Source organism: Curtobacterium sp. PhB136, from assembly GCF_004346855.1.
Taxonomy (GTDB): domain Bacteria; phylum Actinomycetota; class Actinomycetes; order Actinomycetales; family Microbacteriaceae; genus Curtobacterium.
This window is the reverse complement of the sequence record NZ_SMGH01000006.1, coordinates 84,476-107,731: the sequence shown is the minus strand read 5'-3', so window position 1 is coordinate 107,731 and position 23,256 is coordinate 84,476. Positions and strand designations below refer to the sequence as shown.

Sequence of the window (23,256 nt, the reverse complement as noted above, 5' to 3'; positions counted from 1 at the left end):
CACTAGGTCCCGGCGGGGGCGGCGCGCTTCTCCAGAACTGCTCGGACCGGCCGGGTGACGACCATCGCGTGGCAGCTCCACACCCCGGCGAGGTCGGAGTGGTCGGCGGCGCGGTACTCGGTCGGCGTCATGCCGACGAGCTCCGCGAACCGGGACGAGAACGACCCGAGACTCGTACAGCCCACGGCCACGCAGACGTCGGTGACGCTCATGTCCCCGGCGCGGAGGAGTGCCTGGGCGCGTTCGATCCGTCGGGTCATCAGGTACGCGTAGGGGGTCTCGCCGTACGCGTCGCGGAAGCGGCGGCTGAAGTGCGCGGTCGACATGAACGCCCCGGCGGCGAGCGCGGGGACGTCGAGCGGTTCGGCGTACTCGCGGTCCATCCGGCTGCGGGCACGGCGCAGGCGACGGAGCTCCTCGACGTCGGCGGTCATGGTGGCATCCTCCTCCTCGTGGCGTGGCCCTCGTGTTCTGGGGCGAACTCTGTGCGGGCACTCAGTCACCCGTCGATCGGCGACCCTACTGTGGCAGCCACGGACATCGTGCCCGCACCCGAAGGAGCATCACCATGGGATTCCTCGACCGTCTGCTCGGCCGTGAAGACCGATCGCAGCAGCAGCAGCAGCAGCAGCAGCAGCAGCAGGGCTGGAACGCGCAGCAGCCGCAGGGCTACCGGTACGGGCAGCAGTCGTACGACGCCGCGCCGGCCGGGGGTGGTGCCGGGGCTCGCCCCGAGGACCAGCAGGCCGTGGACCGGTACCGCTACCTGCTCCGGACGGCCCCGCCCGAGCGCATCGAGGAAGTGCACGCCGAGGCCTTCGAGCGACTCACCCCCGAGCAGCGCCGGATGGTCTACGACGAGTTCACCCGCACCGCGCCGCCCGGTGACGCGCCCCGTGGTGACGACGCCCGCTCGCTCGCGCAGTCGGCGACCCGTTCGGAGATCCGCCAGCCCGGGTTCATGGAACGGTCGCTCGGCGGGATGAACGGCGGGACGAACGGTGGGATGGGCGGTGGCTTCGGGCAGCGTCAGGGGCCGTCGTTCGGCAGCATGATCGGCGCCTCGATCCTCGGCACCGTGGCCGGCTACGTCATCGGGTCGACCCTGATGAGCGCCTTCCTGCCCGATCCGTCCTCCTTCGAGGGCGGTACGGACGCATCGAGGGATGCGAGTGACGGTGGTTCGGGGGACACTGGGGCCGAGAACGCGTCGTGGGACGACAGCGGCTCCGGCTCTGACTTCGGTGGCGGTGGCGGTGGTGGTTTCGACGACTTCGGTGGTGACTTCGGCGGCGGCTTCGACGTCTGATCCCGCGGTCCGCTCCGAACCGGACTACTGATACATTCCATGTTCGACAAGGGAGCGGCATGGCCATCATCGAAGCCTCAGGGCTGACCAAGACCTACCGATCGAAGTCGGGACCCGTCCACGCGCTCGCCGGACTCGACCTCTCGGTGCCGCAGGGCACCGTGAAGGCGCTGCTCGGACCGAACGGGGCCGGCAAGACCACGACGGTCAAGGTGCTCACGACGCTCATCAAGCCGGACAGCGGTTCGGCGTCCATCGCGGGGATCGACGTCGTCGCGGACCCGCAGGCCACCCGGCGCTCGATCGGGGTCTCGGGGCAGTACGCCGCGGTCGACGAGAACCTCACCGGGTTCGAGAACCTCGAGATGATCGGCCGGCTCTACCACCTCGGTGGCAAGGCCTCCCGGCAGCGGGCCCGCGAACTCATCGACGTGTTCGACCTGTCCGAGGCCGGCGACCGTCCCGTGAAGGGCTTCTCCGGCGGCATGCGGCGACGGATCGACCTCGCGGGCGCGCTCGTGATGAACCCGAGCGTGCTCTTCCTCGACGAACCGACGACCGGGCTCGACCCGCGGAGCCGCTTGGCGCTGTGGGGCATCATCGAGGACCTCGTCGCCGAGGGAGCGACCGTTCTGCTGACCACGCAGTACCTCGAGGAAGCCGACCGGCTGGCCGACGACATCGCGGTGATCGACGACGGGACGGTGATCGCCGAGGGCACCTCCGACCACCTCAAGGCCCAGGTCGGCGGGCACCGGGTCGTGGTCACGCTCGTCGACGACAGCGACGGCGACGCCACCACGACGGTCCTCCGCCGCTACGGCGTCGGCGAGGTGGAGATCTCCGGCGACGGCCGCACCCGTGCCATCGCGGTCGACGCCGGTCCGTCGGCGCTGCAGCGCGTGCTCGCCGACCTCGGCGACGCGGGCATCGACCTCCACGACGCCGGGATGCGCCGGCCGACCCTCGACGACGTGTTCCTCCGGCTCACCGGGCACGCCGCGACGGAAGACGACGGCGACGCCGCCCCCGCGAAGCAGTCGAAGCAGAAGGAGGCGGCACGATGACCGCCACGATCACCGCGCCGGGCCGACAGCTGCCCGTCGTCGTCACCTCACCGGTCGCCGTCTGGTTCGAGGACGGCTGGACCGTCACGAAGCGGAACCTGATCAAGCTCAAGCGGTCGCCGGACATGCTCGTGTTCGCGGTCCTGCAGCCGATCATGTTCGTCCTGCTCTTCAGCCAGGTGTACGGCGGCGCGATCTCGGTCGAGGGCACCGACTACACGCAGTTCCTGATGGCGGGGATCTTCGCCCAGACGGTCGTCTTCGGCGCCACGTTCTCCGGCTCCGCGATGGCGCAGGACCTCAAGGAAGGGCTCATCGACCGGTTCCGCACCCTGCCGATGTCCTCGTCCGCGGTGCTCGTCGGCCGGACCAACAGCGACCTCGTGCTCAACACGATCTCGATGGTCATCATGATGCTCACCGGCGTGGCGGTCGGGTGGCGCGTGAACTCGTCGCCGCTGGAGTTCCTCGCCGGCGTCGCACTGCTGCTGCTCTTCAGCTACGCCTTCAGCTGGGTGATGGCGCTGCTCGGCATGAGCGTGAAGACGCCTGAGGTGATCAACAACGCGTCGTTCATGATCCTGTTCCCGCTGACGTTCATCTCGAACGCGTTCGTGCCGAGCGACACGCTGCCGCTGGTGCTCCGCGTGTTCGCCGAGTGGAACCCGGTGTCCTCCCTGGTGCAGGCGGCTCGACAGCTGTTCGGCAACGTCGGATCGGCCCCCGTGCCGGACATCTGGACGATGCAGCACCCGATCACGACGGTGCTCATCGGCATCGCGGTGATGCTCGTCGTCTTCGTGCCGTGGTCGGTGAACAAGTACACGCGGATCAGCTCGAAGTAGTGCTCAGAGCAGCTTCCGCTGGAGTGCCCAGGCCGTCAGCTCGTGGCGGTTGGACAGCTGGAGCTTCCGCAGGACCTTCGAGACGTGCGTCTCGACGGTCTTCACGGAGATGAACAGGTCTCCGGCGACCTCCTTGTACGCGTAGCCGCGGGCGATCAGCCGCATCACCTCCTGTTCCCGCGCCGACAGCCGGTCGAGCTCGGAGTCGCCTTGCGCCGTCTCCCCGCTCACCGCGCCGAACGCGTCGAGGACGAACCCGGCGAGCCGCGGCGAGAACACGGCGTCCCCCTCGGCGATCCGGCGGACCGCCTCGGCGACGTCGGTGCTCGAGGAGCTCTTCGTGATGTAGCCGCGGGCTCCGGCTCGGATCACCCGCACGACGTCCTCGGCGGCGTCGGAGACGCTCAGGGCGAGGAACCGGGTGTCCGGGTGCCCCGGCGCGGACCGCGTGATCACCTCGGCGCCGCCACCGCCCGCTCCGCCGGGCAGGTGGACGTCGAGGAGGACGACGCGCGGCGCGGTCGTGGCGACGAGGTCGACCGCTTCGTCGACCGTCGCGGCCTCACCGACGACCTGGAGGCTCGGTGGCAGTCCGGCGCGCACGCCGGCTCGGAAGATGGAGTGGTCGTCGACGATCGCGACGGTCAGCGGGCTGGCGTGCTCGGTCACGGGGTCTCCTTCGTCGCACGGTCCTCGGCGGGGTGGGCGCGCACATCGCCGTGGGGGAGTGGCAGCGTGAGCCGGACCTCGGCCCCGGTGCGTCCAGGACCCGGCCCGATGGTCGCCGTCCCGCCCAGCCGGCGCATCCGACCGATGATCGACTCACGGACGCCGTACCGGCCCTCCGGGATCGCCGTCGCGTCGAACCCCGGTCCGCGGTCGCCGACACTAACCTCGACGCGGTCGGCCGCGGTCTCGGCGTACACGCTCACGGTGCCGCCCGCGTGCCGAGCGGCGTTCAGCACGGCTTCGCGCGCGGCGGCGACGAGCCCGTCTGGCAGGTCGGAGCGGGCGGGCCCGATCGCGATCACCTCGACGCGCACCGGGTACTCGGTCTCGATCTCGGCGCCGACCGCGCGGAGCTGCGCGCCGAGGTCGCTCGTCGGCTCCTCCTGGTCGGTGAACAGCCACGAGCGCAGCTCGCGTTCCTGGGCCCTGGCGAGTCGGGCGGCGTCGGAGCCCGGCTCGGCCCGCTGCTGGATGAGCGCCAGCGTCTGGAGCACCGAGTCGTGCAGGTGCGCGGCCATCTCGGCGCGTTCGACCTCGCGAACGCGGCCCGCGCGTTCCTCCGCGAGGTCCCTGACCAGTCGGACCACCCACGGTGCGACCACCACGGCGACACCGAGCAGGACGGCGGTGGCGGCGGTCAGCACCGTCCACACGTTCGGGTGCGTGCTCGAGGTGAAGAAGAGCAGGATGCCGAGCACGACGAGCACGAGCGCGCCGAGGGCACGGACGACGACCGCGGAGGACCCCGCCGAGCGGACGTCCCGGAGGGCGTCGAGCTGCCGCCAGGCGAGCGCGGCACCGGTCGCGACGACGATCCCGGGCACGACGAACTCCAGCGGCACGTCCACACCGAGCCGGGCAGCGACCATCGCCCCGCCGGCGGCGAGGAGGGCGGCGCCGAGCAGGATCTCCACCACCGGTGCCCGTCGTCGGTGCGCATCAGCGGCCGTCGCCGGCTCGGTCAGCATCGCCGTGCGGGACGTCGGTGTCGCCGGTCCCTGACTCGGGGTCGTCGCCCAGAGCCACGCGTACAGCAGGACCCCCGCCCCACCGCACACCGCGAGCACGGCCGTGGCCAGGCGCACCGTGCCGACCGGGATCCCGGTGTGCGCGGCGAACCCGGCGCAGACGCCACCGACGACCCGGAGGGCCGGTCGGGACATGCTGGCGGTCGGCATGGGGCAATCCTGGCACCACGGGCACCGGGACCGTCGTCCTCGGGGCAGGGATCAGGGGACGATCAGGGCGAACCCCGATGGCGTCGACGTCCCGGTGGCACGAGGCTGGTGCCCATGACACAGCAGGAGACCGGCGGCCCCGCGTCGGCGACACGTTTCTTCGACTGGATCCGGGGCATCCACGTCGTCCGCTCGGACGACCGCTGGCTCGCCGGCGTCTGCGGCGCCGTCGCCCAGCGCACCGGGCTCGACCCGCTCGTCGTGCGCGGCGTCGCGATCGTCGTCGCGCTGCTCGGCGGACCGGTGTTCCTCGCCTACGCCGCGGGCTGGGCGCTCCTGCCCGACACCGAGGGACGGATCCACGCCGAGCGACTGGTCCGCGGGGTGTTCGACCCCGCCGTCGTCGCGATCGGCGTCCTCGTGGTGCTGACCTTCGTGCCGGCCGTGCAGGGCATCTGGTGGCAGGGCGTCCCGGTGGCGTGGGGCATGCCCGACTGGCTCTCGGCGACCCTCGGCACCGCGTGGACGATCGTCCTGGTCGGTGGCGCGGTGTGGCTCGTCGTGGTGCTCGCCCGTCGTGGCCCACGGCCGCCGGACGGACAGGACACCGCCGGAGCCGCCACGCGACGCGACATCTGGACCAGCGCCGACGAGCCGTCCACGGCGGACGCGAGCGGTGCCTCCTGGCGGTGGACCGCGCCCGCCACCGAGGCGGACCGGAGCCGACAGCACCAGGAACGGGTGCGGGCCGAGCGGGCGCGAGCGGCGGAGCGGCGCACGGAGCGTGCGGAGCGCCAGCCGGGCGCACCGTTCGTCGCCGTGAGCATCGGCATCGCCCTGGTGGCCGGTGCCGGGGTCGCGGTCTGGGCTCAGCAGACGGACCTGCCGATCGCCGTGCTCGGCATCGCCGCCGCGGTCGCCGTGCTCGCCGTCGCGACGATCGTCGCCGGCGTCCGCGGACGGGAGAGCGGCGGGCTCGGGTTCTTCTCCACCGTCGGCGTCGTCGCGCTGGTCGTCACCGGGATCCTGCCCGGAGGCACGCAGGTCACGGTGATCGGAGGGACGACCTGGCGGGTCGACGACGTCGGGCAGGGCGTCGAGCGGAACTACGCGATGCTCGTCGGTGGCCCGACGCTCGACCTGCGCGGGCTGGACGAGGCCGACGGGGGCGGGCGGGTCACCCTGTGGCTCGGAGCCGGGGGAGCCGAGGTCCTGCTGCCGGCCGACGCCCCGGTGCGGGTGCACGTGAGCGGCGTCGGCTACGGCGTCGACACCGACACCGACACCGACACCGACACGGACGGGGACGGGGACGACGACCTGGGCGGCGTCCTCGGGACCACGACCGTCGAGAACCGGGCGGCGCGGACGGCGGCGGCCGCCGACGTCACGACCGTGCAGGTGTGGATCGTCGGCGGGGGCGTCGACGTGCCCCGCGCCGTCCGAGTGGACCAGTGAGGAACGAGCACATGACGAACGAGCACATGACGAACGCGCACATGACGAACGACGACCCGACCACGACCACCCCGGTCCCGGCACCGCGACCCCGACCCTCGGCACGCTTCGGGACGATCTTCTGGGGCGTCCTGCTCCTCGTCTTCGCCGCGGCGATGGCGGTCACGGCGCTCCCGTGGTTCTCGGTGGACCCGACGACGCTCGCGCTGGGCGCCTGCATCGCCGCGGGGGTGCTGCTCGTGGTCGCCGGCATCGCATCGGTGATCGCCAGGCCGAAGCGCTGATCGACCGGCCGCGCCGATCGACCGAGCGCTGATCGACCAGCCGGCACGCGGATCGATGCGCCACGGCCTACCATCGTGACCGTGACCGCGACAGACGCCGAGCGAGCCGCGGAACGCGACGCGACTGGCCCCGCCCCGGACCGCGGCACTCGCATGCGCCGCTGGATGCTCCACGGCTCCGAACAGGGTGCGTCCCACCAGGGGCCGCACCAGGTCGAGGTGGAGAAGACCCACTCGTGGTGGCGGGTCATGTGCCTCACCGGCGTCGACTACTTCTCCACGCTCGGGTACCAGCCCGCCATCGCGGCGCTCGCCGCGGGACTCCTGTCACCGATCGCGACCATCGTGCTCGTGCTCGTCACGCTGTTCGGTGCGCTGCCGGTCTACCGCCGCGTCGCCCAGGACAGCTTCCGCGGTGCCGGATCGATCATGATGCTCGAGAAGCTGCTGCCGTGGTGGGCGGGCAAGCTGTTCGTGCTGGTGCTGCTCGGGTTCGCCGTGACGGACTTCATGATCACGATGACCCTCTCCGCCGCGGACGCCACGGCGCACATCGCCGAGAACCCGTTCACGCCGCACTGGTTCACCGAGATCCCGGTGCCGCTGACCCTGGCGCTGCTGCTCCTGCTCGGCGTCGTGTTCCTCCGCGGTTTCAAGGAGGCGATCGGCATCGCCGTCGGACTGGTCGCCGTCTACCTGATGCTCAACGCGGTCGTCGTGGTCGTCGCGCTCTGGCACGTGTTCGAGCGACCGACCGTGGCGAGCGACTGGTGGAGCGGCCTGACGGCCGAGCACAGCAACCCCCTCGTGATGATCGGGATCGCGCTCGTCGTGTTCCCGAAGCTCGCGCTCGGCCTGTCCGGGTTCGAGACCGGTGTCGCGGTGATGCCGCAGGTGCGGGGCGACGCCGACGACGCCACCGGCCCCCGACCGGAGGGCCGCATCCGCGGGACCAAACGGCTGCTCACCGTCGCGGCGGTGATCATGAGCACGTTCCTCATCACGTCCTCGATCGTCACGACCTTCCTCATCCCCCAGCACGAGTTCCAGCCGGGCGGCGGTGCGAACGGTCGTGCGCTGGCGTACCTGGCGCACGAGTACCTCGGAGGCGTGTTCGGGTCGGTGTACGACTTCTCGACGGTCGCGATCCTGTGGTTCGCGGGCGCGAGCGCGATGGCCGGGCTGCTGAACCTGGTGCCCCGGTTCCTGCCGCGCTACGGCATGGCGCCGCAGTGGGCCAGGGCGACCCGGCCCCTCGTCATCATCTTCACGCTCATCGCCTTCCTCATCACGATCATCTTCCAGGCGAACGTCGACGCGCAGGGCGGCGCGTACGCCACGGGGGTGCTCGTCCTCATCACGAGCGCCGCGGTCGCGGTGACCCTCTCCGCCCGACGCCGGCAGCAGCGGAAGCGGATGGTCGCGTACGCCGTGATCGCGCTGGTGTTCATCTACACGACCATCGCGAACGTCTTCGAGCGGCCCGACGGCGTGCGGATCGCCACGGTGTTCATCGTCGCGATCGTCGTCGTGTCCCTGGTGTCCCGGGTCCGCCGGTCGTTCGAACTCCGCGCGTCCTCCATCGAGCTGGACGCCACCGCCCGGCAGTTCGTCGAGGCCGACGCCGACCAGTTCAGTGCCGTGTGCATCATCGCGAACGAGCCGGGCGCCGGGACCGCCGAGGCGTACCGGTCGAAGGGACGCGAGGAACGTCGCGACTCCGGCATCCCCGCCCGGGTCCCGACGATGTTCCTCGAGGTGCTGCCCGCCGACTCGTCGGACTTCGAGGAGGACCTCGTCGTCGAGGGGCACGTCATCCACGGGTTCCGCGTGCTCAAGGTGCGCTCCGGGAACGTCCCGAACACGATCGCCTCGACCCTCCTCGCGATCCGGGACATCGCCGGGGTCGTCCCGAGCATCTACTTCGAGTGGAACGAGGGCTCCCCGATCCGGAACGCGATCCGCTTCGTGTTCACGGGCGTCGGGGACGTCGCACCGGTGACCCGCGAGGTCCTGCGCGAAGCGGAACCCGAGGTGACGCGGCGACCGAGCGTCCACGTGTCGTGACCGGCGCGGTCGAGGCGAGCCGAGCCTCCCGTCCGCTCGCCGGCGTGACCGCGATCGCGGTCGCCGCCGTCGTCTGGGGGACCACCGGGACCGCGACCCACTTCGCGCCGGGCGTGCCGGCGTCCGTGTTCGGCGCCGTGACCTTCGGGCTCGGCGGCCTCGTGCTCGCCGCCGCGGCCGGACGGGGCACGCTCCGCGCCGTCACCGCGAGCGGCACCAGGGGCTGGGCCTGGCTCGGGGCGGCCTCACTCGCCGTCTACGCGGTGACGTTCTACGCGGCGCTGGCCGACGCGGGGGTGGCGCTCGGCACGACGGTCGCGATCGGGTCGTCGCCGGTGTTCGCGGGACTCCTCGAGTGGGCGGCGGAACACCGACGGCCGACGCTGCGCTGGGGTGTGGCGACGCTCGTGAGCGTGGTCGGGATGGTCGTCGTGACGCTCGCGCGGCCCGGAGGCAACGGCGCCTCGGAGTCGCTGCCGGTCGGGCTGGCGTGCGCGCTCGTGGCCGGCCTCACGTACGCGCTGTACTCGTGGGCGATCGCACGGGGGATGGGCGCGGCGTCGGGTGCTGTCGGGACGCTTCCCGGTGGGCCGGGCGCGGCGCCGGTTGCCGTCGGGACGCTTCCCGGTGGGCCGGGCGTCGAGATCGCGGAGCGGGCGCGGCCGAGCGAGCAGGGCCTCGTCGGCGCGGTGTTCGGGCTCGCCGCGGTCCCGCTCGTGGTGCTCGCGGTGGTGGTCGGGCACGACGCGCTCGTGGTCGCCGGGAACTGGCCGGTGTTCCTGTACCTCGCGCTCGTGCCGACGGTCCTCGGGCACTCGCTGTACGCGCTCGGGCTCCGGACGGTCAGCGCTTCGGGCGCGACGCTGCTGTCGTTGCTCGAGCCCGTCCTGGCCGCGGTGCTCGCCGTGCTCGTGGTCGGGGAGCACCTCGGTGCCGCGGGCTGGGCGGGCATCGCGCTCGTCGTGCTCGGGCTCGCGCTGCTGGCGCTGCCCGCGCGGCGCGCGCGGCGCTGACGCGCGCACACTGCAGACGGACGCGCCGCGCGCTACCCCTCGAGGATCGCGTCGCGCACCTTCCGGCGCAGCACCTTGCCGATCATCGAGCGGGGGAGGTCCTCCACGACGACGACCCGGCGCGGCACCTTGTACGCCGCCAGGTGCTCCCGGGCGTAGGCCCGCAGCGCGTCGGCGTCGAACGAGGCCGGGTCACGCGGCACCACCGCGGCGACGACCTGCTCGTTGCCCGCCTGCGTGATGCCGACGACCGCGACCTCCCGGACGCTCGGGTGCTTGACCAGGGCGTCCTCGACCTCGGACGGCGAGACGTTGAAGCCGCCCGTGATGATGAGCTCCTTGAGCCGGTCCACGATCCGTACGTACCCGTCTGCGTCGATCGCGACGATGTCCCCGGTGCGGAACCAGCCGTCCGGCGTGAAGACCTCGTCGGTGGCCTCGGCCTTGCCCCAGTACCCGCTGAACACCTGCGGCCCGCGCACCTGCAGCTCGCCGGACTCGTCGACGCCGAGGACCCGGGTGGCGTCGTCCGGGTCGGCGACGCGGGCCTCGGTCGAGGGGAACGGCAGCCCGATCGTCCCGAGCCGCCGGGCGTCGGACACCGGGTTCGCCATGATGACCGGGGAACACTCGGAGAGCCCGTAGCCCTCGACGAGGTACCCGCCGGTGCGCGCCTCCCACGGCTCGACGATGTCCTGCGACAGCGGCATCGCGCCGGAGATCCCGATCTCGATCCCCTGCAGGGAGACCTTCTTCGAGTCGGCGGCGTGCTGGAGCCGGGCGTAGATCGGCGGCACGGCCGGCAGGAACGTCGGCGGGTGCTGCTTCATGGCGGTGAGCACGAGGTCCGGGTCGAACGCCGGGAACAGCACCAGCCGGGAGGCCATGCTCATCGCGAAGGTCAGGCAGAGCGTCAGCCCGTACGCGTGGAACATCGGCAGGATCGCGTAGACGACGCTGCCGTCGCCGGGCTGGATCTGCGGCACCCAGGCGCGGGCCTGCGCGGCGTTCGCGATGAGGTTCCGGTGCGTGAGGACGGCGCCCTTCGGGGTGCCCATCGTGCCGGAGGTGTACTGGATGAGCGCGGTGTCCGTCGTCGCCGGACGCGGGTGCTTCCGGGGCAGCCGCCGCGACGCGACGAGGTCGTCCCACTTCGTGGTGCCACGGACCTTCGTCGTGAGCTTCGCGCGGGACTCCCGGGCCTTCGCCACGGGCAGGGTCAGCGCGAGCCGGGTGCTCCGCGGCATCGCCTTCGTCAGGTCGACCGACACGATCGCGTCGAGCCGGACGTCGGACGGGAACTCCTGCAGCGTGGCGACGGACTTGTCCCACGCGATGACGACCCGGGCGCCGTGGTCCTCGAACTGGTGGCGGAGCTCCCGCGGCGTGTACAGCGGGTTGTGCTCGACGACGATCGCCCCGAGCCGCAGGACCGCGTAGAACGCAACGACGTGCTGCGGGCAGTTCGGCAGCACCAGGGCCACGCGGTCGCCGGCCGTGACGCCGAGCTTCCGGAGCCCGTTCGCCGCGCGGACGATCTGGTCCTCGAGTTCGGCGTACGTCGTCGTGCGCTTGAAGAACTCGAGGGCGACCTTCTTCGGGAACCGCTTCGCCGACTGCTCCACCAGGTCGACGAGCGAACCGGTCGGCTCCTCGATGTCGTGGGGGACGCCGGGGGCGTAGGCGGCAAGCCAGGGACGGGGCGTGTCGATGCTCACCCGTCCAACCTAGCTGGCGTGCCCGGGGCAATGTCAGGAGCACGACGGACGATGGGCGCATGTCCTTCGTCACCGACGCCTTCCGCTCCCGGCTCAACACCACGTTCACCGGCGGCGCGACCGAGCGTCCCGCGTGGGTCGACGAACTCGAACAGGGCGACGACGCGGGCTTCTTCGGCCCCGGCTCCGCGACCTGGGCGGTGCACGGCGGCAAGCAGACGATCGTCGCGGGCGTCCGGGCGCTCCTCGTCCAGGCGCTGCACCCGGGTGCGCTCGCCGGCGTCGCCGACCACTCCCGCTACCGCGAGGACCCCTTCGGCCGCCTCGCCGGCACGATCCGCTGGATCTACACCGTCTCCCACGGCGACACCGCGACGGCCCGTGGCGCGAGCGAGTGGGTCCTGCGCCTGCACGAGAAGGTCCGGGGGCAGTACGTCGACGGCCACGGTGTCACGCGTGACTACACCGCGAACGACCCCGACCTGGCCCGCTGGGTGCACCTCGCCTTCACCGACGCCTTCCTCCGAGCCGCCGAGCAGTGGGGCGACCCCATCCCGGGCGGCGCCGACGCCTACGTCCGGGAATGGGCCATCGCCGGACGGCTCATGCGTGTCGAGGACCCGCCGGAGTCCGAGGCGGAGCTCCGCGCCCAGATGAACGGGTACCTCGACCGCGGGGAGCTCGCCGTGACGCCGCGCACCCGGGACGTCGTCCGCTTCATCAGGAACCCGCCGCTCGCGCGCATGCTCCGGCCGGGCTACCAGGCGCTGTTCCAGGGTGCCGCGTCGACGCTCGACCCGCGGCACCGGTCGATGCTCGGGCTGCGAGCGCCCTCGCTCGGCCCCCTCGAGTTCCCGGTCGGGCGGACGACGGGCCTCGTCCTCGACGGCATCGGCGCGGTGCTCGGCAACCAGACCGGCAGCGAGCGCGCAGCGCTCGTGCGCATCGCGCGGCTGGAGCGCGCGGCCGCGTCACCAGCGGATCCGGCGGGGTAGGACCCGGCTCACGACCGGACGGGAGGCCCGGTGCCAGCTGGCACCGGGCCTCCCGTCCGTCACGTGGTGACGTCAGAAACCGGACGGCACCCGGGGCGTGTACGCGGACTCGAGCCGCGTCACCTCGTCCTCGGTGAGGTCGATCGACGCGGCTGCGACGGCGTCGTCGATGTGGTGCTCCTTCGTCGCGCCGACGATCGGCGCGGACACCGCGCTCTTGCCGGCCACCCACGCGAGGGCGATCTGGGCCATGCTGACGCCGCGGTCCGTGGCGATCTGCTCGACCGTGCCGACGATCTCGCGGTTGGCGTCCTCGTCCTGGCGGTACAGGGTCTTGCCGAACTGGTCGGTGTCGGCACGGGAACCCGAGCCCTGCGCGTCCCACGGGCGGGTGACCTTGCCGCGGGCGAGGGGGCTCCACGGGATCACCCCGACGCCGGTGTGCTCGCAGAAGGGGTGCATCTCGCGCTCTTCCTCGCGCTCGAGCAGGTTGTACTGGTCCTGCATGGACACGAACTTCGTCCACCCGTGCAGCTCGGCGGTGTGCTGCATCTCGGCGAACTGCCACGCCCACATGCTGCTCGCGCCGATGTAGCGCGCCTTGCCCGACTTGACGACGTCGTGGAGCGCTTCCATCGTCTCCTCGACCGGGGTGTTCGGGTCGAAGCGGTGGATCTGGTAGACGTCGACGTAGTCGGTGCCGAGGCGGGTCAGGGACGCGTCGATCTCGTGCATGATCGCGACGCGGGAGAGCCCGGCACCGTTCCGGCCGGGACGCATCCGGTTGAAGACCTTCGTGAGGACCTGGACGTCCTCGCGCGGGCCGAGCTCGCGGAGCAGCGTGCCGGTGATCTCCTCGCTGGAGCCGTCGGAGTAGACGTTCGCGGTGTCGAACGTCGTGATGCCGGCGTCGAAGGCCCGACGGACGAACGGTCGGGCCTCGTCGATGCCGACGCTCCACTCGTGGGAGCCCTTCGTCGGGTCGCCGTAGGACATCATCCCGAGGACGATGTTGCTGATCTCGAGGCCGGTGCCACCGAGGCGGGTCGTGCTGATGCTCATGCAGCCACCCTGGCATCGCGGCCTGTGACGGCGAGCAGGCGGACCTGGAGCGGTGCGTCCTCGCCGACCTCGACGGGGGCCGCGTAGAGGCCGGTTGCCGCGAGGGACTCGATCTGCGGTTCGAAGTGCTTCCACACGGCCTCGACGAGTTCGTCGGGCAGCGCGTCGTCGCTCCCGGTGGCACGGGCGAGGTCCCACGTGTGGATCGTGATGTCGCTCGTCTGCTCCGCGAGGTACTCGCCCGCGGTCACGACGTCCGTCGCGAGGTGCACCGGGGTGTCCTTCGGGGCGCGCTGCCAAGCCTCGGTGGCGGCGCCGGCGAAGCGCTGCCACTCCGTCACGAGGTCGTCGCCGATCGGTTCCAGGTCGGCCTCGGCCTGGGCGTAGTCGCACCCGGTGAGGAGGAGCGGGATCCAGCGCTGCTCGTCGACCACGTGGGCGACGAGGTCCCTGGTGGTCCACTCGGAGTCGGGCGTCGGCGCGTCCCATTCGGTGACGGCGGCGACGCGGCGGCCGAACTCGGCTGCGGCGAGGGCCTGCAACGCGATCCAGTCGGTGGCCATGGTGGTGCTCCTTGTTCGAGGGGGCGTGCGTGTGTGCTGCGTGCGTGCTGCGTGCTGCGTGCTCGTGCGTGCGTGCGTGCGTGCGTGCGTGCGTGCGTGCTGCGTGCTCGTGCGTGCGTGCGGGCGTGCGTGCGTGCTGCGTGCTGCGTGCTGCGTGCGTGCTGGTGCTGTGCGCTGCGTGCGTGCGTGCTGGTGCTGTGCGCTGCGTGCGTGCTGGTGCTGTGCGTGAACCGGCGCACGATGCCCGGGATTCCCGGCGTGCCGCCGCGCTGCCCACCGTACGCGCTGCGCGCTCCGCCCCGCGGCCCGCCCCACCGTGCACGAGCGGGCGAAATGCCGCGGTGCACGGGGCGGGCGGCCCGGGTGTTTCGCCCGCTCGAGTGGATGCGGAGTCGAGCGGCGTCCTCGTCCGACCGCCCGCCCGCGCGCGCGCCGGGGGCGCCGGGGGCGCCGAGCGGGCGAAATGCCGCGGTGCATCGCGCGGGCGGCCCGGGTGTTTCGCCCGCTCGAGTGGATGCGGAGTCGAGCGGCGTCCTCGTCCGACCGCCCGCGCGCGCCGGGGGCGCCGGGGGTGCCGAGCGGGCGAAATGCCGCGGTGCACGGGGCGGGCGGCCCGGGTGTTTCGCCCGCTCGAGTGGGCGTGCGTTGCGGACGCCGGGCACGACGAAGCCCCGGCGCCGGGATGGCGTCGGGGCTTCGACTAGGGGGAGGGCTGCCGTGCGGCTCGGGGCCGCAGTCAGGCAGCGGTTCCGTTCGAGGGTCAGGCCGCCTGGAGGACGAACTGGACGTCGAGGTTGATCGTGACGTCGTTGCCGAGGGTGAAGCCGCCGGCCTCGAGCGCCGCGTTCCAGTTCACGCCGAACTCGGTGCGGTCGATCTTGGTCGTCGCCTCGGCGCCGAACTTGACCTGGCCGTAGCCGTCGGTCGTGAAGCCGCCGAGCTCGGCCTTGAGGACGACCGGCTTGGTGACGCCGCGGAGGGTCAGGTCACCGGCGATGTGCAGGTTGTCGCCCTTGGCCTCGATGCCGGTGGAACGGAAGGTGAGCTGCGGGTGCTCCTCCGTGAGGAAGAAGTCGCTCGTCTTGAGGTGCTGGTCGCGCTGCTCCTGGCCCGTGTTGATGGACGCGACGTCGATGTTCGCCTCGACGGTCGACTCGAGCGGGTTCTCAGCGGTGACGACGGTCGCGTCGAAGTTCTCGAACTTGCCCTTCACCTTGCTGATCGCCAGGTGACGGACGGAGAAGGTGACCTCGGAGTGGGTCGGGTCGATCTTCCAGGTGCCGGTCTGGTAGCCGGGAACGGTGTCAGCGGTGAGCGTCATGGTGGTGTCCTTCCGGGACGACGGAGTTCGTGGTGCGACGCGAGCGAACCGGAGCCCCGATCCATGCGCCCGCATCGAAGTTGATGCTACGCCATTGTGCACCCAATTGGTTGAAGCGTCAACCAATGTTCATCGGAGCGCCGTCGACCGCGTGTCGTGGCGTCCAGCCGTACCGACGTCGAGCAGCCGACGGATGCGCCAGACGAAGCGGTCCACGTTCCGTCCGAGGTCGTCCGCTGTCGATCGGACCAGCCACCAGTCGACGTCCTTCAGGTGTTCACCACGGGTGAGGTCCTTCTTGAACGTGCCTGGATCGGTTCGGTGGAGGTCGCTCTCGTACTCGATCGCCACTCGGGCTTCCGGGTACGCGAGGTCGACGCAGGCGATCCAGACTCCGTCGACCACGACGTCGTGGTTCAGGGCCGGTTCGGGGAGTCCACGGCGAACGAGTGCGAGTCGCGTTCTGGTCTCTCCTGGGGACCGCGAGCCCACCCGGATCTCGAGGAGCGCCGCGCGCAGTTTCACGATGCCCCTGATCCGTCGACGGCGCCGAACCGCTGCGGTCAACTCGTCGACGGTCAGCCATCCGAGCCAGCCCACGAGTGCATCGCCGGCGACGATGAGCTCGTCGAGGGTGAGGAGGGTCGCGAGCGCGACGAACGTGTCGGCCGGATGGCTGATCGGCACCCCGCGCGCGTGTGACCAGCGCACCGTGCCGTACCGCGCGCGGTGTCCGACGGCACCACGGACGCGGAGTGCCTGGTCGACGCCGATCGTCGTGACGTGCAGCCGGAGATCCCGTTCGATCCGTCGGGGGAGCGGGACGCCGATGATCGCCGCAGCGGTGACATGGCTGAAGACCTGGTCTGCTCGCAGCCGCGGAGCGAGCGCTCGAGCGCGTTCCTCCGTGGTTCCTGGCGGCGTCGGCGAGCGCACCCCGTGATATGGACGTACGAGGTCTCGCGCGTCGAGTCGGCCTCGGGGAACCCCTCGGTGGAGTGCGTTGCGTACGCGGAACGAGGCATTGCGGAGTGCCGACGGGAGTCGACGTCTGGCGGTCATCTCCACATGTTCGTGGGGGGACCGCCGTCGAGGTGGTGAGTCGAGCCTCCACTGTGGACCGTCGAGACCGACACCCGCTTGTGGAGGAGGCGCCCCGGAAGTCGAGCGGGCGGAATGCCAGTGTCCGACGGCGGACGGACCCGGGTATTTCGCCCGCTCGACCTCCCCCCCCCCCCGTCCCTCCCGCTCGACCTCCCCCGTCCCTCCCGCTCGACCTCCCCCTCCCGCGGGAGCGCGGCCGCGGCGCGCGGCGCGCGGCGCGGCCGCGGCGCGCGGCGCGCCGCGCGGGAGGCCCCGCGGGGGCCTCCCGCGGCGCCGGGCGCGCGCGGTAGCGTCGGAGCATGGAATTCAGGTACCTCGGCAACTCCGGCCTCAAGATCTCCGAGATCACGTACGGCAACTGGCTCACCCACGGCTCGCAGGTCGAGAACGACGTCGCCACCCAGTGTGTCCGGGCAGCGCTCGACGCCGGCATCACCACGTTCGACACCGCGGACACGTACGCCAACACGGCGGCGGAGACGGTCCTCGGCGAAGCGCTCAAGGGTGAGCGTCGTGCCGGCCTCGAGGTCTTCACGAAGGTCTACTGGCCCACCGGCCCGAAGCAGCACAACGACGTCGGCCTCTCCCGCAAGCACATCATGGAGTCGATCAACGGCTCGCTGACCCGCCTCCAGACGGACTACGTCGACCTCTACCAGGCGCACCGCTACGACTACGAGACCCCGCTCGAAGAGACCATGCAGGCCTTCGCCGACGTGGTGCGACAGGGCAAGGCGCTCTACATCGGCGTCTCCGAGTGGACCGCGGAGCAGATCCGCGCGGGCGCGTCGCTCGCGAAGGAGCTCGGCTTCCAGCTCATCTCGAACCAGCCGCAGTACTCGATGCTCTGGCGGGTCATCGAGGGCGAGGTCGTCCCCACCTCGAAGGAGCTCGGCCTGTCCCAGATCGTCTGGTCGCCGATCGCGCAGGGTGTGCTGACGGGCAAGTACAAGCCCGGCCAGCCGCTGCCCGAGGGCTCCCGCGCCACGGACGAGAAGGGCGGCGCGGACATGATCAAGCGGTTCATGCGCGACGAGGTCCTCGAGGCCGTGCAGCGCCTGCAGCCCGTCGCCGACCAGGCCGGTCTGACCCTCGCCCAGCTCGCCATCGCGTGGACGCTGCAGAACGAGAACGTGGCCAGCGCGATCGTCGGGGCCTCCCGTCCGTCGCAGGTCACGGACAACGTCAAGGCCGCGGGCGTGACGCTCGACGCCGATGCACTGCGTGCCATCGACGAAGCGCTCGGCGACATCCCGGAACGCGACTCCTCGAAGAGCGTGAGCCCGACCTCGCGCCCCGCGTAGACGCGACCGCACCACGGACGGGAGGCACGGTGCCAGCTGGCACCGTGCCTCCCGTCCGCAGTTGCGGACCGCACCACGCGTACCCCGGATGAACAACGCGTGTCGCGCGTCTGGCAGACCCCTGGGTAAGTACGTACCCCACCCAAACCCAGACGAGAAGCCCCCCGAATCGGGGGCATGACCTCGACCGACACCCTCGTTGTGGTGCCACCTGAACGGGTGACACCCGCAGGCCGGTTCGCGACCCTGATCGCGACCGCCCGCCAACTCGTGTCCTTCGGCGCCATCGGCGCGTTCTGCTTCCTCGTCGACCTCGGCGTCTACAACCTGCTGCGCGCCACGGTGCTCGACGACAAGCCGATCGGCGCGAAGGTCGCCTCGGCCGTCGTCTCGACGGCCGTCGCGTACGTCCTCAACCGCTTCATCACGTTCCGTGCCGAGCGCACCACCGGACGTCGGGAGACGATCCGCGAGGGCCTGCTGTTCGCGCTCACGAACCTGATCGGCCTCGGCATCGCCGCCGGGTGCCTCTACGTCTCGCACTACCTCCTCGGATTCACCTCCACCCTCGCCGACAACGTCGCCGGCAACGGGGTCGGCCTGGTCCTCGGCACCGCGTTCCGGTTCGCCGCGTACAAGGCACTCGTCTTCCGTTCCCGGGACGCACGTCGCACGAAGGAGATCGTCGAATGACACCGCTGAGCACGTTGACCATCGCTGCGGGGCCACTGCTGCAGCCGAAGGACCAGTCCGGCACGTCGGGGAACGTCCCGAACCGGGGCACCACGGACGTCCCGACGGGAGGCTCGGGTCAGGTCCCGCACGCCGCCTGGTCGATGGGCGAGTGGATCGGCTACAGCGCCCTCATCGCCATCTCCGTCCTGCTCACGCTGGTCGCGCTGTCCACCCTGTGGTGGATGCTGCACGCCTGGCGCTCGCGCTCCGCGCTCCGCGCGACGAGCTTCAGCCAGACGCCGCGTCCCGCGGCGCACCGCTTCACGCTCCTGGTGCCCGGCCGGCACGAGGAGGACGTGATGGGGCAGACGCTCGACATGCTCGCCACGCAGGACCACCCCGACTTCGAGATCATCGCGATCGTCGGCGAGGACGACCCCGGCACCGATCGGGTCGTCCGCGAGGCCGCTGCCCGCCACCCCGGGCTGATCAAGGTGGTCGTCGACGACACCCTGCCGAAGAACAAGCCGAAGGCGATGAACCTGGCGCTGCAGCACGCCACCGGTGACGTCGTGGGCGTGTTCGACGCGGAGGACGAGGTGTACCCGCACCTGCTCACCCTGGTCGACTCCCGGTTCCAGGAGACCGGCGCCGACGTCGTGCAGGGCGGCGTGCAGCTGATGAACTTCAAGTCCAGCTGGTGGTCGCTCCGGAACGTCCTCGAGTACTACTTCTGGTTCCGCTCGCGTCTGCACTTCCACGCCGAGTCGAAGTTCATCCCGCTCGGCGGCAACACCGTCTTCGTGACGAAGGAGCGCCTGGACTGGTCGAACGGCTGGGACGCGCACTGCCTCGCCGAGGACTGCGAGCTCGGGGTCCGGCTCTCCGCCGACGGCGCCAAGGTCGTCGTGGCGTACAGCCCGGAGGCGGTCACCCGCGAGGAGACCCCGCCGACCTTCGCGTCCCTCCTGAAGCAGCGCACCCGCTGGAACCAGGGCTTCCTGCAGGTCCTGGAGAAGGGGGAGTGGAAGAAGCTCCCGACGCTGAAGCAGCGCTTCTTCGCCCGCTACCTGCTCACGATGCCGTTCATCCAGGCGGCGACCGGGCTGCTCATCCCGCTCAGCGTGGTCATGATCGCGTTCGTGAAGGTCCCGACGGCGATCGCCCTGGTGTCCTTCATCCCGCTCGCTCCGACGCTGATGCTCCTGGCGGTGGAGATCGCCGGGCTCGGCGAGTTCGGGCGTCTCTACAAGGAGAAGGTCCGGATCCGCGACTACGTGAAGCTCGTCCTCGGCCTGATCCCGTACCAGGTCTTCCTCGCCGCGGCGGCCGTCCGTGCCGTGATCCGGCACGCTCGGAAGCAGAACGGCTGGGAGAAGACGGAGCACACCGGGCAGCACCGCACCCCGGTGCAGCAGCCCGAGGTGGTCGGCTTCCCGTCCGCCGTCACCAGCCCCGAGCCGGTCTTCGCGACCGCCGGCTCGTCGAGCAGCGCCGGAGGTACCCGATGACCGCCAGCATCACCCACACGACCGGCATCCCGGTCCGGGGGGCCACCACCGCCACCGGTGTGCGCCTCTGGTTCCAGGTGCACGCCCGGAGCCTCGCGTGGCTCCTCCCCGTCGTGGCGATCGCCGCGGTGGTGCAGGCCTGGAACATGGGCGGCATCCCGCAGCGCATCGACGACGAGGGGACCTACACCGCCCAGGCGTGGGCGATCACCCACCTCGGCGAACTGACCCACTACACGTACTGGTACGACCACCCGCCGCTCGGCTGGATCCAGATCGCCGGCTACACGTCGCTGACGGGAGCGTTCGCGCGGTACCCGTTCGCGGTCGAGGCCGCGCGTGAGGCGATGGTGTTCTTCGCCGCGGTCTCCGCGGTGCTGGTGTTCGTGCTGGCCCGACGCCTCGGCACCGCCCGTCCGACCGCCGCGATCGCGGTGCTCGTCTTCGGCCTGTCGCCGCTCGCCCTGCAGTACCACCGCACGGTCTACATCGACAACGTCGCGACCCCGTGGCTCCTCGCCGCGTTCGTGCTGGTGCTCAGCCGCCGACAGCAGCTCGCGGGCTTCGTCGGCGCGGCCGCGTGCCTCGGCGTCGCGGTGCTCAGCAAGGAGACCTACCTGCTGGCGCTGCCGTTCCTGGTCTGGATGGCGTTCCGCCGTGCCGACCCGAGCACCCGCCGGTACACGCTCAGCGTCGCCGGCGCGGTCCTCGCCGTGATCGGTGGCGGGTACATCCTGCTCGCCGCGGTGAAGGGCGAGCTCCTGCCGAGCGCCGGCAAGGTCAGCCTGCTCGAGGGCGTCACCTACCAGCTCGGCAGCCGCGAGGCGAGCGGGTCGCTCTTCACCGGCGGCAGCCTGGCGAACGAGGCGGCGTCGCAGTGGTGGGCACTCGACCCGGTGTTCATCGTGCTCGGCTCGGCCGCCGCGATCGTCGGGGTCTTCCTGCGCCGCGTCCGCCCGATCGCCGCGATGCTCGTGTTCCTCCTCGCGATGATGTTCCGTCCGAACGGGTACCTGCCCGTGCCGTACGTGATCATGCTCGTGCCGTTCGCCGCGCTCCTCGTCGCCTACGTCGGCGAGCGGGCCGTCCTCGCCCTGAGCGGGATCACCGCCTTCCGCGCCCGGACCCGCTTCCGCGGGGTCTCGCGTCGCGCCCTCGGCGGTGCGTGGGCGCTCGTCACCGTCGCCGCGCTCGTGGCCGCCGTGCCGCTCTGGGGCTCGCAGCTCCGCGGGTTCCTCGTCACCGACCTCGACAAGCCGATGGCGCAGGCGGAGAACTGGATCGGCGACAACGTCGACAAGCGCTCCCGGATGCTCGTCGACGACGCGATGTGGGTCGACCTGGTGAACGACGGCTTCGCCCGGAACAACGTGGTCTGGTACTACAAGCTCGACACCGACGGAGCCGTGGAGAAGCAGTCGCCCAACGGCTGGAAGGACTCCGACTACGTCGTCACGACGGACTCGATGCGCACCGGCGGGAACTCGTCCTCGGACGTCCGTCAGGCGATCGCGAACTCCACGAGCGTCGCGACCTTCGGTACCGGCAACCAGGCCGTCGACGTCCGGCAGATCCACCCGCAGGGCGAGACCACCGCGAAGCAGGAGATCACGAAGGCCACCGACCAGCGGAAGACGCTCGGCACGCAGCTCGCCCAGAACCCGGCACTCGAGGCCGACTCCGGGACGAAGTCGCAGTTCCGCGCCGGCCAGGTCGACTCCCGGGCGATGATCGCCCTCGGCCAGGTCCTCGCCGACCGGTCCGTGCGGGTCGACCGCTTCACCCCGATGACCGGCGAGACCGGCCAGGCCTTCCGCCGCGTGGTCCTGCACGCGTCGAGCACGCAGGCCGCGAGCCGCACCGAGCAGACCCTCGAGGCCATGTCCAGCGCCTTCCGCCCGACCTCGGTCGAACGCGACGGCGACACCCTGACGATCGTCTTCCCGACGACCGACCCGACGAGCACCGCGGTCAGCGCATCGTGACCGCCGCCCCCGTGTGCGTCCCGTGCGAGCCCCGTGTGCGTCCCGTGCACGAGCCCCGTGTGCGGGCTCCCGTGAGCGGGCGAAACACCACGGTCGGCGGCACGACCACCCCGGCATTTCGCCCGCTCGCGGAGCGCGCGCGGCCCTGACCCGGAACGACCAGCACCACCCGACCCGAAGGAGCACCACCATGAACGCCACCGCACGCACCTCCCGCCGTCGCGTCGCCGTCGTCGGCGCCCTGGCCGCGACCCTCGTCGCCGCGACCGTCGGCCTCGCCGCACCCCAGGCCGCCAGCGCCGCGACCGCCGACGAGGGCTGGCTCCGCGTCGGCCACCTCTCCCCGGACACGAAGGGCGTCGACGTCGAACTGTCGAGCCTGTCCGGCGGCAAGAAGGTCTTCGAGCTCGACGACGTCACCTACGGCCAGGTGAGCCCGTACCAGGAGCTCGCCGCCGGCACCTACGTGCTCTCGATGCGCGCCTCGGACGCTCCGGACTCGACCCCGGTGATCTCCACCGACGTCACGGTGCAGGGCGGCGACGCGAGCACCGTCGTCGCGTACGGCAAGAACAAGTCGCTGAAGACGGCGGCGTTCTCCGACGACCTCGCCCAGCCCGGTGACGGCAAGGCGAAGCTCCGGCTCGTCCAGGCCGCGACCACGGCGAAGAAGGTCGACGTCACCGCGGACGGCACCGACGTCGCCACGAACGCCGCGTTCGGCACCGCCACGGAGTACGCCACCGTGGACGCCGGCAAGTGGGACCTCGACATCGCGGGGAGCGGCCAGACCGGCACCGCGGACGTCGACCTCAAGGGCAACACCGTCTCCACCCTGTTCGTCCTCGACAACAGCGCGGGCGACCTGACGATCGTGCCCGTGACCGACGCTGCTGCCACCGCAGCGACGCCGAAGGGCGGGGTCCAGACCGGCGGTGGCGGCACGGCCGCCGACCGCCCGGCAACGGGGTTCCTGCACGCGGTGGTGCGCGTGTTCCGCGGACTGTTCCACTGATCCGGACCGGAGGCCCGGCTGACGTCCGCCGATCCGCAGACGTGATCCGAGCC

21 protein-coding genes are annotated in these 23,256 nt (G+C 71.5%); 13 read left to right on the top strand and 8 right to left on the bottom strand.

The window, feature by feature from the left end; all coding sequences use genetic code 11:
* Positions 1-2: 2 nt before the first annotated feature.
* Complete coding sequence (locus tag EDF27_RS09970) at positions 3-434, bottom strand: helix-turn-helix transcriptional regulator (protein ID WP_123702959.1); 432 nt, start codon at positions 432-434, stop codon at positions 3-5.
* A gap of 134 nt (positions 435-568) precedes the next feature.
* Between EDF27_RS09970 and EDF27_RS09965 the strand changes: the two genes are divergently transcribed.
* From EDF27_RS09965 to EDF27_RS09955, 3 genes are read left to right on the top strand one after another with little or no spacing between them, the layout of a single operon-like run.
* Complete coding sequence (locus EDF27_RS09965; protein WP_132048599.1) at positions 569-1,309, top strand: hypothetical protein; 741 nt, start codon at positions 569-571, stop codon at positions 1,307-1,309.
* A gap of 59 nt (positions 1,310-1,368) precedes the next feature.
* Positions 1,369-2,376 (top strand): ATP-binding cassette domain-containing protein, encoded by a 1,008-nt coding sequence (locus EDF27_RS09960; protein ID WP_123654040.1) that lies wholly within the window; start codon positions 1,369-1,371, stop codon positions 2,374-2,376.
* Positions 2,373-3,221 (top strand): ABC transporter permease, encoded by an 849-nt coding sequence (locus EDF27_RS09955; RefSeq protein WP_123654039.1) that lies wholly within the window; start codon positions 2,373-2,375, stop codon positions 3,219-3,221. The genes EDF27_RS09960 and EDF27_RS09955 overlap by 4 nt, the downstream gene beginning before the upstream one ends.
* A 3-nt stretch (positions 3,222-3,224) precedes the next feature.
* On the opposite strand, the gene EDF27_RS09950 is transcribed toward EDF27_RS09955, so the two are convergent.
* Together EDF27_RS09950 and EDF27_RS09945 are read right to left on the bottom strand one after the other, a co-directional pair.
* Positions 3,225-3,890 carry a response regulator transcription factor gene (locus EDF27_RS09950; RefSeq protein WP_132048597.1) on the bottom strand — a complete coding sequence of 222 codons (666 nt, stop codon included), beginning with the start codon at positions 3,888-3,890 and terminating at the stop codon, positions 3,225-3,227.
* On the bottom strand, positions 3,887-5,128 hold the full coding sequence (locus tag EDF27_RS09945; protein WP_132048595.1) for an ATP-binding protein: 1,242 nt from the start codon (positions 5,126-5,128) through the stop codon (positions 3,887-3,889). The genes EDF27_RS09950 and EDF27_RS09945 overlap by 4 nt, the downstream gene beginning before the upstream one ends.
* A 114-nt stretch (positions 5,129-5,242) precedes the next feature.
* On the opposite strand from EDF27_RS09945, the gene EDF27_RS09940 reads away from it, so the two are divergent.
* From EDF27_RS09940 to EDF27_RS09925, 4 genes are all read left to right on the top strand, one after another.
* On the top strand, positions 5,243-6,586 hold the full coding sequence (locus tag EDF27_RS09940) for a PspC domain-containing protein (RefSeq protein WP_132048593.1): 1,344 nt from the start codon (positions 5,243-5,245) through the stop codon (positions 6,584-6,586).
* Between the two features lie 11 nt (positions 6,587-6,597).
* Entirely contained in the window at positions 6,598-6,870 is a 273-nt protein-coding gene (locus EDF27_RS09935) for a hypothetical protein (protein WP_132048591.1), read from the top strand.
* 153 nt (positions 6,871-7,023) lie between these two features.
* Positions 7,024-8,937: an amino acid transporter gene (locus EDF27_RS09930; protein WP_243698324.1), complete on the top strand. Its 1,914-nt coding sequence runs from the start codon at positions 7,024-7,026 to the stop codon at positions 8,935-8,937.
* Positions 8,934-9,950: an EamA family transporter gene (locus EDF27_RS09925; protein WP_132048587.1), complete on the top strand. Its 1,017-nt coding sequence runs from the start codon at positions 8,934-8,936 to the stop codon at positions 9,948-9,950. Before EDF27_RS09930 ends, EDF27_RS09925 begins: the two co-directional genes overlap by 4 nt.
* A gap of 32 nt (positions 9,951-9,982) precedes the next feature.
* On the opposite strand, the gene EDF27_RS09920 is transcribed toward EDF27_RS09925, so the two are convergent.
* Positions 9,983-11,668, bottom strand: a complete 1,686-nt coding sequence (locus EDF27_RS09920) for a long-chain-fatty-acid--CoA ligase (protein ID WP_123702947.1) — start codon at positions 11,666-11,668, stop codon at positions 9,983-9,985.
* Between the two features lie 59 nt (positions 11,669-11,727).
* On the opposite strand from EDF27_RS09920, the gene EDF27_RS09915 reads away from it, so the two are divergent.
* Entirely contained in the window at positions 11,728-12,663 is a 936-nt protein-coding gene (locus EDF27_RS09915; RefSeq protein WP_132048585.1) for an oxygenase MpaB family protein, read from the top strand.
* Between the two features lie 72 nt (positions 12,664-12,735).
* Here EDF27_RS09915 and EDF27_RS09910 read toward each other — a convergent pair whose 3' ends face one another.
* The 4 genes from EDF27_RS09910 to EDF27_RS09895 all read right to left on the bottom strand — a co-directional run bounded on the left by EDF27_RS09910 (position 12,736) and on the right by EDF27_RS09895 (position 16,545).
* On the bottom strand, positions 12,736-13,719 hold the full coding sequence (locus EDF27_RS09910; protein ID WP_132048970.1) for an aldo/keto reductase: 984 nt from the start codon (positions 13,717-13,719) through the stop codon (positions 12,736-12,738).
* Positions 13,720-13,721: 2 nt separating this feature from the next.
* Positions 13,722-14,288, bottom strand: a complete 567-nt coding sequence (locus EDF27_RS09905) for a TIGR03086 family metal-binding protein (protein ID WP_123654030.1) — start codon at positions 14,286-14,288, stop codon at positions 13,722-13,724.
* Between the two features lie 760 nt (positions 14,289-15,048).
* Entirely contained in the window at positions 15,049-15,609 is a 561-nt protein-coding gene (locus EDF27_RS09900) for a YceI family protein (RefSeq protein ID WP_123654029.1), read from the bottom strand.
* 129 nt (positions 15,610-15,738) lie between these two features.
* Positions 15,739-16,545 (bottom strand): hypothetical protein, encoded by an 807-nt coding sequence (locus EDF27_RS09895; RefSeq protein ID WP_132048583.1) that lies wholly within the window; start codon positions 16,543-16,545, stop codon positions 15,739-15,741.
* A 467-nt stretch (positions 16,546-17,012) separates the two neighbouring features.
* Between EDF27_RS09895 and EDF27_RS09890 the strand changes: the two genes are divergently transcribed.
* The 5 genes from EDF27_RS09890 to EDF27_RS09870 all read left to right on the top strand — a co-directional run bounded on the left by EDF27_RS09890 (position 17,013) and on the right by EDF27_RS09870 (position 23,203).
* Complete coding sequence (locus EDF27_RS09890) at positions 17,013-18,017, top strand: aldo/keto reductase family protein (RefSeq protein WP_123654027.1); 1,005 nt, start codon at positions 17,013-17,015, stop codon at positions 18,015-18,017.
* Between the two features lie 177 nt (positions 18,018-18,194).
* Entirely contained in the window at positions 18,195-18,710 is a 516-nt protein-coding gene (locus EDF27_RS09885) for a GtrA family protein (protein ID WP_132048581.1), read from the top strand.
* Positions 18,707-20,203: a glycosyltransferase family 2 protein gene (locus EDF27_RS09880; RefSeq protein WP_207909603.1), complete on the top strand. Its 1,497-nt coding sequence runs from the start codon at positions 18,707-18,709 to the stop codon at positions 20,201-20,203. Before EDF27_RS09885 ends, EDF27_RS09880 begins: the two co-directional genes overlap by 4 nt.
* Positions 20,200-22,188 carry a glycosyltransferase family 39 protein gene (locus EDF27_RS09875; RefSeq protein ID WP_132048579.1) on the top strand — a complete coding sequence of 663 codons (1,989 nt, stop codon included), beginning with the start codon at positions 20,200-20,202 and terminating at the stop codon, positions 22,186-22,188. Before EDF27_RS09880 ends, EDF27_RS09875 begins: the two co-directional genes overlap by 4 nt.
* 190 nt (positions 22,189-22,378) lie before the next feature.
* Positions 22,379-23,203, top strand: coding sequence for a DUF4397 domain-containing protein (locus tag EDF27_RS09870; protein ID WP_123654023.1), 825 nt, complete (start codon positions 22,379-22,381; stop codon positions 23,201-23,203).
* Positions 23,204-23,256: the final 53 nt, after the last annotated feature.

What these genes read in the sequence shown, in the direction of transcription:
- EDF27_RS09970 (WP_123702959.1), bottom strand. Translation starts at nt 434, where the DNA reads ATGACCGCCGACGTCGAGGAGCTCCGTCGCCTGCGCCGTGCCCGCAGC.
- EDF27_RS09965 (WP_132048599.1), top strand. Translation starts at nt 569, where the DNA reads ATGGGATTCCTCGACCGTCTGCTCGGCCGTGAAGACCGATCGCAGCAG.
- EDF27_RS09960 (WP_123654040.1), top strand. Translation starts at nt 1,369, where the DNA reads ATGGCCATCATCGAAGCCTCAGGGCTGACCAAGACCTACCGATCGAAG.
- EDF27_RS09955 (WP_123654039.1), top strand. Translation starts at nt 2,373, where the DNA reads ATGACCGCCACGATCACCGCGCCGGGCCGACAGCTGCCCGTCGTCGTC.
- EDF27_RS09945 (WP_132048595.1), bottom strand. Translation starts at nt 5,128, where the DNA reads ATGCCGACCGCCAGCATGTCCCGACCGGCCCTCCGGGTCGTCGGTGGC.
- EDF27_RS09940 (WP_132048593.1), top strand. Translation starts at nt 5,243, where the DNA reads ATGACACAGCAGGAGACCGGCGGCCCCGCGTCGGCGACACGTTTCTTC.
- EDF27_RS09935 (WP_132048591.1), top strand. Translation starts at nt 6,598, where the DNA reads ATGACGAACGAGCACATGACGAACGCGCACATGACGAACGACGACCCG.
- EDF27_RS09930 (WP_243698324.1), top strand. Translation starts at nt 7,024, where the DNA reads ATGCGCCGCTGGATGCTCCACGGCTCCGAACAGGGTGCGTCCCACCAG.
- EDF27_RS09915 (WP_132048585.1), top strand. Translation starts at nt 11,728, where the DNA reads ATGTCCTTCGTCACCGACGCCTTCCGCTCCCGGCTCAACACCACGTTC.
- EDF27_RS09905 (WP_123654030.1), bottom strand. Translation starts at nt 14,288, where the DNA reads ATGGCCACCGACTGGATCGCGTTGCAGGCCCTCGCCGCAGCCGAGTTC.
- EDF27_RS09900 (WP_123654029.1), bottom strand. Translation starts at nt 15,609, where the DNA reads ATGACGCTCACCGCTGACACCGTTCCCGGCTACCAGACCGGCACCTGG.
- EDF27_RS09890 (WP_123654027.1), top strand. Translation starts at nt 17,013, where the DNA reads ATGGAATTCAGGTACCTCGGCAACTCCGGCCTCAAGATCTCCGAGATC.
- EDF27_RS09885 (WP_132048581.1), top strand. Translation starts at nt 18,195, where the DNA reads ATGACCTCGACCGACACCCTCGTTGTGGTGCCACCTGAACGGGTGACA.
- EDF27_RS09880 (WP_207909603.1), top strand. Translation starts at nt 18,707, where the DNA reads ATGACACCGCTGAGCACGTTGACCATCGCTGCGGGGCCACTGCTGCAG.
- EDF27_RS09875 (WP_132048579.1), top strand. Translation starts at nt 20,200, where the DNA reads ATGACCGCCAGCATCACCCACACGACCGGCATCCCGGTCCGGGGGGCC.
- EDF27_RS09870 (WP_123654023.1), top strand. Translation starts at nt 22,379, where the DNA reads ATGAACGCCACCGCACGCACCTCCCGCCGTCGCGTCGCCGTCGTCGGC.